Source organism: Desulfobulbus elongatus DSM 2908 (genome assembly GCF_000621145.1).
Classification (GTDB): domain Bacteria; phylum Desulfobacterota; class Desulfobulbia; order Desulfobulbales; family Desulfobulbaceae; genus Desulfobulbus; species Desulfobulbus elongatus.
In genome coordinates this window covers 20,683-34,384 of the sequence record NZ_JHZB01000008.1, presented here as the reverse complement: position 1 = coordinate 34,384, position 13,702 = coordinate 20,683, and the positions used below count along the sequence as shown (strand labels likewise).

Sequence of the window (13,702 nt, the reverse complement as noted above, 5' to 3'; positions counted from 1 at the left end):
CGCGGCATGACTTCGGGAGCCGTTGGTCGTTCGGTGCTCATTATAGGGAAAGGTTCGATGGCGTCAATCACGGCGGTTAAATTTTTCCGCCAGGGAGATCAGTTCGTTCTTCCGTGGAAAATAGAGGGTCATCGCGGCGGCTGCCAGGGCCGAGAGCAGCAGCAGATCGGTCCGGTTGCCGCCCAGGAGAAAAAGCAGGAGGCCGTAGATACCGATGGCCTCGGTCATGGCCAGGGCGATGAGCATGGCGGTGGTGTACCGCTGGATGACCGGGTGCTGCTGCGACCGGGTCGGCTTGGGGGGAATCCGGGCGCCCAGCAGCAGGCGCCGCACCAGCCAGGAGGCCGCCAGGGTCGCGGCGGCAACGGCATACAGCAGCACGCGCAGTTCCCCGTAGATTTCGGGGGAGAAGCGGGCGGCCGAGTCGGCCAGGAAAAGGGGCACGGCAATGACGTACATGACCAGCGACCCCGCCAGGGCGAACCAGATTGTCTTGAGCATGACCATTCCCTTGTCGAGTTCCTGTGCCGATATCATGGCGGCCTCCCGGCGGTTGCGTGTTGTGTTTTTCGCCGTTCCGGACGATGCGCCACGGAACGCAACGGTGCATCCCCGTTTGTAGCATGCGCGCCCGGCCTTGGCAACCGGCAACCGCCGTTGCCGGAACGCGGATCAACCGGGACGGGATGCGGGATGGTCCGGCGCGGTCCGGGTGCGGTAGAGCAGGGCGGCGATCACCACGGTGCACGGGGCGACGGCGATCACCCCGAAGCTGCCGACCAGGATGTTGAGGACCTCGGCGGCGACGAAGGGGGCGTTGAGCAGGTTGGCCGGCGGCAGGCCCTTGGCGAGGAAGACCATGAACATGGCGATGTGGCTGCCCGAGTAGGCGAGCAGCAGGGTGGTGGTCATGGTGCCGGTGACCGCGCGGCCGACCCGCAGCCCGGACCGCATGTGGTCGAGCAGGCCGATTTCCGGATGGCGGAATTTGAGCTCATCCATGGTGGCGGCGATATCCATGGCCAGATCCATGACCGCGCCGGAACAGGCGATGAAGACGCTGGCCACGAAGATGTCGGTCAGATTCAGTTGCGGGTAGCCGGAATAGAGCAGCATCTCGGCAAAGGGCCGCACCGCGCCGTGCAGCCGGAACAGATGGGTGAACAGGGCGGCCAGGCCGCAGGTGAGCAGCAGTCCCAGCAGGGAACCGAGGAAGGTGGCCGTCCCGCGCCGGGTCAGGCCTCCAACGGCGAAGCAGATCACCCCGGTGAGCAGGGCGACGATGCCCAGGCCGGTCGGCAGGGGCGGATAGCCGAGCAGCAGGAGCGGGAAGAACAGTTTCCACAGCACCAGGGCCGCGAACACGAAGGACAGGCCGGCTTTGAGGCCCGTGACCCCCGCCACGGCGAAGAGGAGCAGCCCGAACAGGACCGCCAGGAACAGTTGCAGTCCCAGGCGATAGGCGCCCCGTGCCACCGCGTTGGCCGGCTTGCCTTCCGGGGCGTCGTATTCGATCAGGATGGTGGTGCCCGGTTCGTAGAATTCGTCGAGTTCCATCTTGCCGGTGAGCATGTTCACCACCTCGACCGTCTGGCCCTCGTGCGGCCCGGACAGCAGCCGGACCGTGAGGAGCTGGACATTGGTCTTGACGATCAGGTTGGTGCGCACCCTGGAGTTGTCGACACCGGTGACCAGCGCCCGGCAGCGGATGCCTTCCGGAGCCGGCGGCACCCGGGCGATGTCGAGCGTGAGCAGGGCGATGCAGAACAGGGCGATGATCAGGGAAAAGAGGAGTTCGCGGCGGAACGTGGGCATGGGCGATCGGGAAAAAGAATGCCTCGCGACGCCGCACGGGGTGGACGGATGGAGCCGGCGCGGGCTCAATGGGCGGACGCGGTCTTCACGACCGGCAATTGCTGCCAGATTCCCATGGCCCTGGCTATCTGCTTGGCGATGTCGGTGTTGTCGTAGAATCCGGCAAAGCGCCCGGCGTCGCGGCCGATGGCGAAGACCGGCACCGGCACGCCGGTGTGGGCGTACGAGGTCCAGCCGATGCTGGCCCGCTCGTTGAGGATATGGGTGATGGTGACGATGATCGGCTCGTAGCCGCCGTACAGCAGGCTGTTTTCGTCGGCGTCGTTGCCGTTCTGGCCGCACATCGATTTATCGTAGGCATCCTCGAGTTTCTTTTTCTGGAAGTCGTTCAGGGACGACCAGTCGAGGCCGAAAACGGTCTGCATCAGGCCGATCATCTCGGAGCTGTTCTCCAGGTTGTTGGTGGCGGTCCAGTTGTAGCCGGTCGAGTGCGCCGCCTTGTGCGCCTTCCACTCGTTCATGCCAAAGGCCTGGAAGCTGCTGGTCTGGCCGAGCAGGCGGTCGTAGTAGGCGGTATAGCCGGTGGTGGCGTGCCCCACCGACATGCCGCCGGTCTCGTGATCGCCGGTGACCACGATCAGGGTCTGCGAGGGATTGGCGCGGTAAAACTCCAGGGCCACGCCGATGGCGTCATCGAAATCCAGGGTGTCGCCGATGGTGGCCATGGCGTCGTTGGCATGGCAGGCCCAGTCGATCTTGCCGCCTTCGACCATGAGGAAGAAACCGTCGTCTTTCCCGCCCCAACCCTTCTTGTGGCCGTCTTTTTTCCGGGTGAGCAGGGAGGAGATGGCCACCTCGGTCATCTCGGCCAGCGACAGGTTGGCCTCCGGGCGGTCGATGGCGTAGGGCATGGCGGCGCTGTCCTGCAGGTAGGGATTGATGGCCACCACCTTGCCTTTCGGATTCTTTTTCAGTTGCAGGATCGCCTCGCGGTTCTGGAGGATGGTGTAGCCGTTGGCCTGCATCCGGGCCTTGACGGTCTCGGCGTCGCTGGCCGCCAGGCCGCCGCCCCCGAAAAAGTCGTAGCCGCTGGCCGCCATCTGCCGGGCGATGGCGTTCATGTCGCTCCGGCTGGGAACGCTGGCGTAAAAAGAGGCGGGCGTGGCATGATCCAGGGAGACGCTGGAAATGATGCCGATCCGCTTGCCCTTTTCGGCGGCCAGTTCCGCGATGGATTTGTAGCTGACGGTTTTGGTGCCGTCCATGCCGATGATGCCGCTGGTGGTCTTGATGCCGCAGGCAAAGGCGGTGCCGGCCGAGGCGGAGTCGGTCATCAGGGCATGGGCGTCATAGGTGGTCTGCATGCCCAGGACCGGCAGCTTGCTCATGTTCAACCGGTTTTCCTCCTTCAGCAGGTCCTTGGCCTCGGTGGCCCTGCCGCCGTTCCTGGTGGTCAGGTAGGCTTCGGTGGCCTGGATCTGGGCGCTGGCCATGCCGTCGCCGACGAAGAAGAACACATACTTGGGGGTGTCGGCCCCAGCCGCGCCCGCCATGAATATCGTCGCGGCCAGGGCCGCGGTGAACAACCATCGTTTTCCTCCCATTTCTCCCTCCATGCGTGAGATGTGTCCAATGAACGGAGCGCGCCGCCCGTGCTGCCACCGGCCGCAGGCTCCGGATTTCGCGGTGTTCGCCGCCGGAGGATTCCTTTTCCGCGGCAGCACCGTGCATATACCGCACGGATGTTAGAATATGATGAACACGGGGATTGAGGATGATCAGATTCCGGTCAAAACGCACGCACGCCGATGGCGGTCCCGGATGCCGGCCGGGGAAGGGGGGGCAGCGGAAATGGGGAAAACACGAGGATAGGGGGGGCGATGGGGTGCGAGCGACGGTGGCCGGAATATGGCCGGAAGGCCGCGCCTGCCGAAGCGAGGGCGGTCCGCCGTGGCCGGAAACGGCACAACCACCGCCCCGACGGAGAGACGGTTGTGCCGTTTCCGGCGATCATGGCGCGCCGGGAAGCGGTTGTGCCGTTATTCGCCGGCGGACGGGGGCATCTGGGCGCGGGTTTTGCTCCGTTCGATCGACTGCAGGGCCAGATAGTTGGCGCCGAATTTTTTCATGTTGCCCATTTCGATGTCGAAGGCGTCGTAGTGGCCTTCCTCGTCGACCACCAGATCCTCGAAAATCTTCTTCGACACGCTGTCGGCATTGGCGCCGCATTCGTTGGCCCAGAGGTTGTAGCTGCGGGCGCTGTCCAACTCCATCTGCCGGGCCATGGTCAGCATCTCGTTGACATCCTGGACCGGCGAAACCGGGCAGGAACTGACCATCACCACATCGCCGCCGAGGAACAGGATGCGCTCGGCCAGGCGTTCGACATGGAGCATTTCCTTGATGGCGGTCTGCTTGAACAGGCCGGCCAGAAGATCATACCCCTGGTCGTCGCAGTGAAAGTGGAAATACATGTACTGATGGAGGGCGGCGATTTCGTCGCTCACTGCCTGGTTGAGGAGTTTGATGCTGTTCTCGTGCATGATGTTCACCTGTGGGTTCGGTTGATGGGATTGAATGGATCGCCATCCGTTCTATAGCATTCTTCGCCTGTTCCGTCGACAGGAACGAACAACGGGCGGGCGGAACGAATCCGACCCGCCCGTTGGGAAAAGGTCATCGTTTGGGCAGGAATGCCGTTACACCGGCACCTCGCTCATCGGAATGCCCAGGGCCGCGGCCACCCCCTTGCCGTAGTCGGGATCGGCCTTGTAGCAGTTGCCGATGTGGCGGACCTTGATCTCCTTCGGGGCATCGCCCATGGCGCGCGCGGTGTTGCCGAACAGGGCTTCCTGCTGTGCCGTGGTCATCAGCCGGAAGAGCTTGCCCGGCTGGGTGTAGTAGTCGCTGTCGTCCTCGCGGGCGTTCCAGTGGGCGGCGGCACCGCTCAGGCTGAGCGGCGGCTCGGAAAAGTCGGGCTGCTCCTGCCATTCGCCGTAGCTGTTGGGCTCATAGGCCAGAGCGGAGCCATGGTTGCCGTCCACCCGCATCTGGCCGTCGCGGTGATAACTGTGGAAGGGGCAGCGCGCCATGTTGACCGGGATGAGGTGATGGTTGACGCCCAGGCGGTAGCGCTGGGCATCGCCGTAGGAGAAGAGCCGGCCCTGGAGCATCTTGTCCGGCGAGAAGCTGATGCCCGGCACCACGTTGGCCGGGTTGAAGGCCGCCTGCTCGACCTCGGCGAAGTAGTTGTCCGGATTGCGGTTCAGTTCGAGCACGCCCACCTCGATCAGCGGCGCGTCACTGTGGTACCAGACCTTGGTCAGGTCAAAGGGATGGTAGGGCAGCTTGGCCGCCTGCTCCTCGGTCATCACCTGGACGTACATGGTCCAGCGGGGAAACTCGCCCCGTTCGATGGCCTCGTACAGATCCTTCTGATGCGTCTCGCGGTCCTTGCCGACCAGGGCCTCGGCCTCGGCGTCGGTCAGGTTCTTGATGCCCTGCTGCGACTTGAAGTGGAATTTGCACCAGTGGCGCTCGTTGCCGGCGTTGATGAAGCTGAAGGTATGGCTGCCGAAGCCGTGCATGTGGCGGTAGGTGGCCGGAATGCCGCGGTCGCTCATGACCACGGTCACCTGGTGCAGGGCCTCGGGCAGGGAGGTCCAGAAATCCCAGTTGTTTTTGGCGCTGCGCATGTTGGTGCGCGGGTCGCGTTTGACCGCGTGGTTGAGGTCCGGAAATTTGAGCGGATCGCGGAGGAAAAAGACCGGGGTGTTGTTGCCGACCATGTCCCAGTTGCCTTCCTCGGTGTAGAACTTGACGGCAAAGCCGCGGATATCGCGCTCGGCGTCGGCGGCGCCGCGTTCGCCGGCCACGGTGGAGAAGCGGGCGAACAGTTCGGTTTTCTTGCCGATCTGGGAGAAGATCCTGGCGCGGGTGTACTTGGTGATGTCGTGGGTGACGGTGAAGGTGCCGTAGGCGCCGGAACCCTTGGCGTGCATGCGCCGCTCGGGGATGACCTCGCGGTCGAAATGGGCCAGTTTTTCCAGGAACCAGACATCCTGGAGCAGCTGCGGCCCGCGCGGGCCGGCAGTCATGACGTTCTGGTTGTCGGGCACCGGAGCGCCCGCGTTGGTGGTCAGTTTCTTCTTGCTGGTGTCCATCGTGAACCTCCCTTTGGTGTTGTTCTGTTCCGCCATGGACCGGGCCCATGGGCATCATGGTTTTCGAAGGTACCCGATAGAGGAACACGTGTCAATCCCAAATAGGAATACATCTTAAAAAGGATCGGGCCATGCTCATGGTTCGGGGCAAGGGCAATTCTGGCAATGATTCCACCGGGTCATGCGGTAGATTCTCCGGCAGTCTTCCCGGGCTGGTGCCGCATGCCCCGTTGTGACCATGGGCATCGCATCCAAACAGCCACCGCGGGCGGGCCGCGAAAACGGCGGGTCTTTTTTCTTTCGGGGATGGCGGCATTTTTTATTTGATTTTTCGGTCTGGTCCGTGGGAAAGGAAAAAGCGGCGTCCCGGCCCACGGGAGCAACGGGGTTCATGGGCCGGAGGCGCGCACCAACGAGGAAAAGATATGCCCAAGAAACCGACCTGCCGCGCGGCGGCCGTCTGCATGGAGGAACTGCAGACCAAGGACAAGCTGCTGGCCTCGATCCATAAGATTTCCAGCCTGCTGACCCGGCCGATCTCGCTCGACACCATCCTGACCGCCATCGTCAAGGAGATCTCGCACGTTTTCGATTTCACCCGCCTGGCCATTTTCCTGACCGACCGGGAACGGCAGCTGCTCGAATGCCGCTATATCCACGGGTTCAACCCCGACGATTCGGAACGGGCCCTGCGCTTTCCCTACCGTCTCGCTGCCCACGACTGCGTCGAGACCCGGGTGGCCCGCTGGGGAAAGACCATCTATGTCAGGGATTACCGGGAAGATCCCCGGGTGACGCCGGTTGACCTCAAGGTCAGCGGCATCATGCGGCGGTTTTCCACCGTGGCCGCGCCGCTGAAGATCAAAAAGGATGTGATCGGCCTGATCACCGCCGACCGGGGCGACAGCAAACTGGTGATGACCAAGAGGGACGTCGCCGCCTTTTCGACCTTTGCCAACCAGGCCAGCATCGTCATCGAAAATGCCCGGCTCCAGGAACAGAACCAGAAAAAGATCAAGCAGCTGCTCACCTTGCAGGAAATCAGCAAGAAGGCCAGTTCCGCCTTCAACCTGGAAAAACTGTTCCAGGTCATCTGCACCAGCGCCATGAAAATCACCAGGGCCTCCTGCTGCCTCCTCTTCCTGCTCGACGATGAGGGCCGGGAACTCGCCATTGCCGCGGCCAGGGGAGGCAGCGCGGTCGGCACGGACTTCCGCCTCAAGGCCGGCACCGGCCTGGTGGGCTGGGTGGCCAAAACCGGCATGCCCGTGCTGACGGACGATGTCCGCACCGATCCCCGCTACCGCGAGATCGTCGCCGGCACGGCCTCGCAGCTTTCCGTGCCGCTGGTCAGCGACAAGCGGGTGTTCGGGGTGCTGCACCTCGGCAGCACCGACCGGGCCGCCTTTTCCGAGGACGATCTCAAGCTGCTGCTCATCTTTGCCGACCATTGCGCCAGCCTGATCAGGAATGCGCGACTCTACGGCCAGGTGATGACCGAACGCAACTTCCGGGAAAACATCCTGGAAAGTTCTCCGGCCAGCGTGGTCACCATTGACCTGAAAAAGGAAATTTCCTCGGTGAACAGGAAAACCGAGGAGATGTTCCGGTTCAAAAGAAAGTATGTCCTGGGCGAGCGCGTGGACGCGGTCTTTGCCGGCGACATCGTGCAGGTGGTCGATCTGGCCATCGACCGGCACGCGGTGGTCGACAACAAGGAAATCCGGTTGACGCACAAGGACGGCACCGCCACCATCCTGGGGATCACCTCCTCCCTGCTGCGCAATCATCAGGATGGTCTGATCGGCGCCATGTTTATCATCCGCGACCTGACCGAGGAGAAGAAAACCGAGGAACTGATCCGGCGCCTCGACCGGCTGACCTCGCTGGGGCAGATGTCCGCCGGCATCGCCCACGAAATCCGCAACCCGCTCAGCAGCATCAACTTCAATGTCCAGTTGTTGGCCAAGAAGACCGCGCTCACCCCGGAGGTCGGCAGCCTGCTCGCCGACACCCAGGAGGGGATCGACCGGATCAGGAGCCTGCTCAAGGGGATGCTCGATTTCGCCAAACCGTCGCGACCCGCCCTGAAAAGCGATTCCCTGGCCAGGGTGGTGCAGGGATCGATCGGGCTGATGGATTCCCAGCTTAAGGAAAAGAAGATCGAGGTCCGGTGCGAGTTGCCGGACACCCTGCCGCCGGTCATTCTGGATGCGCACCAGATTCATCAGGTGCTGGTCAACCTGCTGCTCAACGCCATGGAGGCCATGCCCGAGGGCGGCACCATCGGGGTCCGCGGCCGGATGGAGCGGCAGGGCAGGAAACGGGGCGACTACGTGGTGCTGCAGATATCCGACCAGGGCAGCGGCATCTCCCGCGACAATCTGTCGCGGATCTTCAACCCCTTCTTCACCACCAAACCCGAGGGAACCGGCCTGGGGCTGGCCATTGTCCATAAAATCCTGGAACAGCACCAGGTGTCGGTGGACGTGGCCAGCGACACCAACCGGGGCACGACCTTCACCCTGAAATTTCCCGTTCATCCCGGCGAGGACACGTAATGCCCCCGTACAAGATCCTGATTGTCGACGACGACCGCCTGCTCCAGAATTCGCTGCGCGCCATCCTTGCCGACAAGTACGACCCCCTGATCGCCGGCAGCGGCGAGGAGGCCCTGCGGCTGCTCCAGAAGCACGCGGTTGACCTGGTCCTGCTGGATATCCGCCTGCCCGGCATGGACGGCATCGAGACCCTGCACCGGATCAAGAAGCTGAGCCCGGACATGCCGATCGTCATGATGACCGCCTACGAGGACGTTAAAACCGTGGTCCATTCGATGAAGGAGGGGGCCTGCGACTACCTGGTCAAGCCGCTGGAAATCGAGATGTTCGAGCTGGTCATCGAAAAGGCCCTGGAGAATCTGCGCCTCAAGAAAGAGGTCCGGGAACTGCGGCGGGCCTATCTGCAGAAATTCAACCTGGAGCATGTCGTTGCCGAGAGCGAGGGCATCAGGGCCGTGTTTGACTTCGCCGGCAAGGTGGCCAAAAGCTATGACACCACGGTGCTCGTCGAGGGGGAGAGCGGCGTGGGCAAGGAGGTGGTCGCCCGGATGATTCACCAGCGCAGCAGCCGGTACGACAAACCCTTTGTCGGCATCAACTGCGGCGCCATCAGCAAGGAACTGCTGGAGAGCGAGCTGTTCGGCTACGAAAAGGGTGCCTTCACCGGCGGCCTCAACGAGGGCAAGAAGGGCAAGATCGAAATGGCGGACAGCGGCACCCTGCTCCTCGACGAGGTCAGCGAGCTGCACCCGGCGGCCCAGGTGAACCTGCTGCGTTTCCTGGAGGAGCGGGAATTCTATCCGGTGGGAGGCACCAGGAAAAAAAAGGTCGATGTGCGGGTGATCGCCGCCACCAACAAGAGCCTGGTAACCCAGGTGCAGGCCGGCACCTTTCGAGAGGATCTCTACTACCGCCTCAATGTCGCCCGGGTGGTCGTGCCGCCGCTGGCGGAACGCCGGGCCGACATCGTGCCGCTCACCGAGTTGTTCATGAACCGGTTCAACGAGAAATTCATGAAGAATTTCCGCGGCATCTCGCCGGAGGCCAGGAAAATGCTGGTGCAATATCCCTGGCGGGGCAACATTCGGGAGTTGAAAAACGCCGTGGAACGGGTCATTTTGATGGAGGACGGCGAGCAGATCGAGGCCGCCCATCTCGCCTTCCTGGCCTTTCCCTACCACGGAACCCCGCAGCCGGAGGCGCCGGGGCTGCGCCTGCCGCCCGAGGGCATCCAACTCGACGAGGTGATCAGGGACCTGATCGTCCAGGCGCTGGAGATGAGCGGCGCCAACAAATCGCGGGCCGCCAAGCTGCTCGGCATCTCCCGGCCGACCCTGATCTACCGCATCGAGAAGCACGGCATCCGGGTATGAGGTCCCTGCCGGGACAACGTGTTTCCCGGACGCATTCTTTTTCTGGTCAACATAAGGAATTTCGAGCAAAATCACGCCGGAAACCTTATGGTTTCCTTGCACGAAACATCGATGCCCGGCATCAGCGGAATACCCTGTACAGCGAAGGAGGTGGATCATGATCGAATCATTGTATGCATTTCTGGCGAAGGTAGGGTTTCACCATCCACTACATCCCGCCCTGACCCATATCCCCATGGGCATGGTCATGGGCTGTTTTTTCTTCGGCCTGCTCGTCTGGTATGCAAACAAGCCCGCCTTGCAGAAAACCTGCCTGCACTGTTCGGTGCTGGCCCTGATCTTCATCGTGCCGACCATCCTGGCCGGTCTGCTGGACTGGCAGCATCTGTACGCCGGCCGCTATCAGCCGCTGATCGTGGTCAAGATGGTCCTGGCGGTGGCGCTGACCGGCCTGCTGGCCTATTCCATCTGGCTGCACAGGCAGGGAGCTGAGGCCAAGAAGCTGTTCATCGTCTACAGTCTCTGCCTGGCCTGCGCCGTGGGGCTCGGTTTTTCCGGCGGAGAGCTGGTTTACGGCGGCTGAGTCCGGCGTGCCGTTTTAGACGCGAGGCCTGCTTCCGGGGTGGAGGCGACTGCTCCGGAAGGGCGGCCCAAGGCAAGGCAATCAGGTTTTGCTGTCCTCTTCATCCATCATGCCAAGGAGGTGTCCCATGTCATTGATCAAATCCGCATGCGCCCTGCTGTGCGGCGCGAGCCTGCCGCTGCTGCTCGCAGGCAATCCGTATGCCGCCGACTATCAGCATTCGCTGGCCGTCGACCAGATGACCTTTGCCTGGAGTGTGGCCGGCGACAACCTGGCCGTCAAAGTGTCCGCTCCCACCATCGGCTGGGTGGCCGTCGGCTTCAATCCCACCGACATAATGAAGGACGCCAACATCGTCATCGGCTATGTCAAGGACGGCAAGGTCGAGATTTCGGATGATGTCGGCACCCAGCCCACCCAGCACTCTCCGGATACCAAGCGGGAGGGCACGGACAACGTCACCGTGGTCGGCGGCAGCGAGACCGGCAACACCACCACCCTGGAATTCTCCATTCCCCTGAAAAGCGGCGACCCCAACGACGGCGTCATCGACCCCAACGCCGACACCAAGGTGATGCTCGCCTACGGTCCTGACCGGGATTCCACCAAGCTCAAGCACCAGTTCGCCAAGACCGTCACCATCAACCTGGCCAGCGGCGCCATGAAATGAACCGGTTGCGCCCTGTTCGCCAGACAGCGCTTCTGCTGGCCTTCCTGCTGGTATGGCCGGTGATGGCGGCGGGACACGGTCCGGGGGGGCATGAGGATCACCATGCCCCTCCGGACCGGACGCAGGAGCGCGCCGGCACGGACCGGACCGCGGCACCGCCGCCGGGGCAGGAGAGCAAGGCCCTGGGGGTGGATGAGAAGACCGGCGAGTTCGTGCCGCTTGATCTGGTGTTCCGCAACGAACAGGGCGAACAGGTCAGCCTGCGGCAACTCGTCGACCGGCCGACCCTGCTGTTGCCCATCTATTACCGCTGCCCGACCGGGTGCTCGTTTGAGCTGGCCAACCTGGCCGAAGCCATCCGCCGTAGTGGGCACGATATCGGCAGTTTCCGGGCGATCAGCCTGAGCTTCGATGCCGAGGAAACCCCGGCGATAGCCGCCGAAGCCCGGCCCAATTACACCGCGCTGCTGGCCAAGGATTTTCCCCAGGACGCCTGGGCCTTCCTCACCGGCGACCACGACGCCATCGCGCAGCTCACCCGTGCCATCGGTTTTGTCTTCCAGAAAAAGGAGGACGGCACCTTCGTTCATCCCTCGGTGCTCGTCGCCCTCGACAGGGAAGGGCGGATTATCAAGTACGTGTACGGCTCCTTCATCGCCGGCGACGTCGACCTGGCCCTGGCCGAGGCGGCGAAGGGCACCCCGGCCAGTTCCATCCGGCGCCTGCTGGCCTTCTGCTTTCCCGCCAATCCCAGGCAGAACCAGCAGATCCTGAACGTGCTGAAAATTGGCAGCGGCGTGCTGCTCGTTGCCGGCGGGATCGGCCTTGCCCTGTTTCTGCGCAGAAAACCATCCGACCGGCCGAAGTTCGGCCCATGACCATGGCGACCATACCTTCTTTTTTCGAAACGCCGGCCCCCGCCGGCCTGACGGGCATCAGGGCCTGGCTCCTGACCCACGACCACAAACGGCTGGGCCTGATGTATCTGTGGGCGGTCCTGTTCTGGTTCGCCGTCGCCATGATCATCGGCTTGCTGATCCGGATCGAGCTGATGACCATGGGCCGGACGATCATGTCGGCGGGCGTCTATAATTCCGCCTTCACCCTGCACGGGGTGATCATGATCTTCCTGTTCGTCATCCCCGGCATCCCGGCGATCTTCGGCAACTTCTTCCTGCCGATCCAGTTGGGGACCGACGACGTTTTCTTTCCCCGGCTGAACCTGTTCTCGTGGTACCTGTACATCCTGGGCGGCGTGCTGGCCATCGTCTCCCTGTTCACCGCCGGCGGCTTCCCCGATACCGGCTGGACCTTTTATGTGCCCTTCAGTATCGGCACCAAGCACAACGTCCCCTTAACGGTGTTCGCCGCCTTTGTCCTCGGCATGTCCTCGATGCTGACCGGGCTCAACTTCATCACCACCGTGCACCGCAAACGCGCCCCGGATATGGGCTGGATGCAGATCCCGCTCTTCACCTGGTCGCTGTACGCCACGGCCTGGGTGCAGCTTTTGGCCACGCCGGTCATTTCCATCACGCTGCTCTTGGTCATCGCCGAACGGCTGCTCAATATCGGCCTGTTTGATCCGGCCCGGGGCGGCGATCCGATCCTCTATCAGCACCTGTTCTGGATGTATTCGCACCCGGCGGTCTATGTCATGATCCTGCCCGGCATGGGCGTGGTCTCGGAGATCATCCCCACCTTTTCCCGCAAGGCCATTTTCGGCTACAAGGCGATCGTCTTCTCCTCCATGGGCATCGCCATCGCCGGTTCGCTGGTCTGGGCGCACCACATGTACACCAGCGGCATGAGCGACACCGCCATCTTCGTCTTTTCCCTGCTCACCTTCCTGGTGGCCATCCCGACCGCGGTCAAGGTGTTTTCCTGGGTTTCCACCCTGTACAAGGCCTCGATCGACATGAGCCCGCCGCTGCTCTATGCCCTGGTCTTCATCTACCTGTTCTCGGTCGGCGGCCTGACCGGGCTCGTGCTCGGCGCGGCCGGCACCAACATCCACGTCCATGACACCCATTTCGTGGTCGCCCACTTCCATTTCACCATGTTCGGCGGCACCGGCTTCGCCTTCTTCGCCGCCCTGCATTACTGGTGGCCGAAGATGTTCGGCCTTATGTACAATTTCCGCCGGGCGTACATCGCCGCCACCCTGGCCACGGTGGGCTTTCTCTTCCATTACGTGCCGATGTTCGTTCTCGGCCTCATGGGCATGCCCCGGCGCTACTACGATTATCTGCCGCAATTCGCCCACGGCAACGGCCTGGCCGCCGTCGGCGCCATCCTGCTCGTTGCCGGCATTGTCCTGATGTTCGTCAACCTGCTGCTGAGTTTCCGCAGCCGCGTCCCGGCCCCGGCCAACCCCTGGGGCGGTTGCACGCTGGAATGGACGGTGCCGTCGCCGCCGCCCCTGCACAACTTCCCTCTTCAACCGAGCATTCAAGAGTATCCGTATGATTTCACGGAAATCCTGCGCAAAGCCCCGCGTTCGTGAGGGGCACGAAATGCCGTTGAGTCCGCATGTT

At 62.9% G+C, this 13,702-nt stretch carries 11 protein-coding genes; 6 read left to right on the top strand and 5 right to left on the bottom strand.

Annotated elements, in window-relative coordinates; all coding sequences use genetic code 11:
- Nucleotides 1–63: 63 nt before the first annotated feature.
- The 5 genes from Q362_RS0106080 to Q362_RS0106060 all read right to left on the bottom strand — a co-directional run bounded on the left by Q362_RS0106080 (nucleotide 64) and on the right by Q362_RS0106060 (nucleotide 5,978).
- A complete protein-coding gene (locus Q362_RS0106080) occupies nucleotides 64–537 on the bottom strand; it encodes a hypothetical protein (protein ID WP_028317964.1) in 474 nt (157 codons plus the stop codon).
- Nucleotides 538–672: 135 nt separating this feature from the next.
- Nucleotides 673–1,815, bottom strand: a complete 1,143-nt coding sequence (locus Q362_RS0106075) for a YibE/F family protein (protein WP_028317963.1) — start codon at nucleotides 1,813–1,815, stop codon at nucleotides 673–675.
- A 65-nt stretch (nucleotides 1,816–1,880) separates the two neighbouring features.
- Nucleotides 1,881–3,419, bottom strand: coding sequence for an alkaline phosphatase (locus Q362_RS0106070; RefSeq protein WP_084312362.1), 1,539 nt, complete (start codon nucleotides 3,417–3,419; stop codon nucleotides 1,881–1,883).
- Between the two features lie 435 nt (nucleotides 3,420–3,854).
- Nucleotides 3,855–4,358 (bottom strand): bacterioferritin, encoded by a 504-nt coding sequence (locus tag Q362_RS0106065; RefSeq protein WP_035215822.1) that lies wholly within the window; start codon nucleotides 4,356–4,358, stop codon nucleotides 3,855–3,857.
- A gap of 156 nt (nucleotides 4,359–4,514) precedes the next feature.
- Nucleotides 4,515–5,978 (bottom strand): catalase, encoded by a 1,464-nt coding sequence (locus tag Q362_RS0106060; protein WP_028317960.1) that lies wholly within the window; start codon nucleotides 5,976–5,978, stop codon nucleotides 4,515–4,517.
- Between the two features lie 425 nt (nucleotides 5,979–6,403).
- On the opposite strand from Q362_RS0106060, the gene Q362_RS0106055 reads away from it, so the two are divergent.
- The 6 genes from Q362_RS0106055 (at nucleotide 6,404) to Q362_RS0106030 (ending at nucleotide 13,671) form a co-directional block, all read left to right on the top strand.
- Nucleotides 6,404–8,539, top strand: a complete 2,136-nt coding sequence (locus tag Q362_RS0106055; protein ID WP_028317959.1) for a GAF domain-containing protein — start codon at nucleotides 6,404–6,406, stop codon at nucleotides 8,537–8,539.
- Nucleotides 8,539–9,912, top strand: coding sequence for a sigma-54-dependent transcriptional regulator (locus Q362_RS0106050; protein WP_028317958.1), 1,374 nt, complete (start codon nucleotides 8,539–8,541; stop codon nucleotides 9,910–9,912). Before Q362_RS0106055 ends, Q362_RS0106050 begins: the two co-directional genes overlap by 1 nt.
- A 157-nt stretch (nucleotides 9,913–10,069) precedes the next feature.
- On the top strand, nucleotides 10,070–10,495 hold the full coding sequence (locus tag Q362_RS0106045) for a DUF2231 domain-containing protein (RefSeq protein WP_028317957.1): 426 nt from the start codon (nucleotides 10,070–10,072) through the stop codon (nucleotides 10,493–10,495).
- A gap of 127 nt (nucleotides 10,496–10,622) precedes the next feature.
- Nucleotides 10,623–11,165: a DOMON domain-containing protein gene (locus Q362_RS19370; RefSeq protein WP_051553755.1), complete on the top strand. Its 543-nt coding sequence runs from the start codon at nucleotides 10,623–10,625 to the stop codon at nucleotides 11,163–11,165.
- Nucleotides 11,162–12,043, top strand: a complete 882-nt coding sequence (locus Q362_RS19365) for an SCO family protein (protein WP_051553754.1) — start codon at nucleotides 11,162–11,164, stop codon at nucleotides 12,041–12,043. Before Q362_RS19370 ends, Q362_RS19365 begins: the two co-directional genes overlap by 4 nt.
- On the top strand, nucleotides 12,040–13,671 hold the full coding sequence (locus Q362_RS0106030) for a cytochrome c oxidase subunit I (protein WP_084312358.1): 1,632 nt from the start codon (nucleotides 12,040–12,042) through the stop codon (nucleotides 13,669–13,671). The genes Q362_RS19365 and Q362_RS0106030 overlap by 4 nt, the downstream gene beginning before the upstream one ends.
- The last annotated feature ends 31 nt before the right edge of the window (nucleotides 13,672–13,702 follow it).

Bases quoted from the DNA above. Each gene is read 5' to 3' on its own strand.
- Q362_RS19365 (WP_051553754.1), top strand. From the start codon at position 11,162: ATGAACCGGTTGCGCCCTGTTCGCCAGACAGCGCTTCTGCTGGCCTTC.
- Q362_RS0106055 (WP_028317959.1), top strand. From the start codon at position 6,404: ATGCCCAAGAAACCGACCTGCCGCGCGGCGGCCGTCTGCATGGAGGAA.
- Q362_RS0106075 (WP_028317963.1), bottom strand. From the start codon at position 1,815: ATGCCCACGTTCCGCCGCGAACTCCTCTTTTCCCTGATCATCGCCCTG.
- Q362_RS0106045 (WP_028317957.1), top strand. From the start codon at position 10,070: ATGATCGAATCATTGTATGCATTTCTGGCGAAGGTAGGGTTTCACCAT.
- Q362_RS0106070 (WP_084312362.1), bottom strand. From the start codon at position 3,419: ATGGGAGGAAAACGATGGTTGTTCACCGCGGCCCTGGCCGCGACGATA.
- Q362_RS0106080 (WP_028317964.1), bottom strand. From the start codon at position 537: ATGATATCGGCACAGGAACTCGACAAGGGAATGGTCATGCTCAAGACA.
- Q362_RS0106030 (WP_084312358.1), top strand. From the start codon at position 12,040: ATGACCATGGCGACCATACCTTCTTTTTTCGAAACGCCGGCCCCCGCC.
- Q362_RS0106050 (WP_028317958.1), top strand. From the start codon at position 8,539: ATGCCCCCGTACAAGATCCTGATTGTCGACGACGACCGCCTGCTCCAG.
- Q362_RS19370 (WP_051553755.1), top strand. From the start codon at position 10,623: ATGTCATTGATCAAATCCGCATGCGCCCTGCTGTGCGGCGCGAGCCTG.
- Q362_RS0106060 (WP_028317960.1), bottom strand. From the start codon at position 5,978: ATGGACACCAGCAAGAAGAAACTGACCACCAACGCGGGCGCTCCGGTG.
- Q362_RS0106065 (WP_035215822.1), bottom strand. From the start codon at position 4,358: ATGCACGAGAACAGCATCAAACTCCTCAACCAGGCAGTGAGCGACGAA.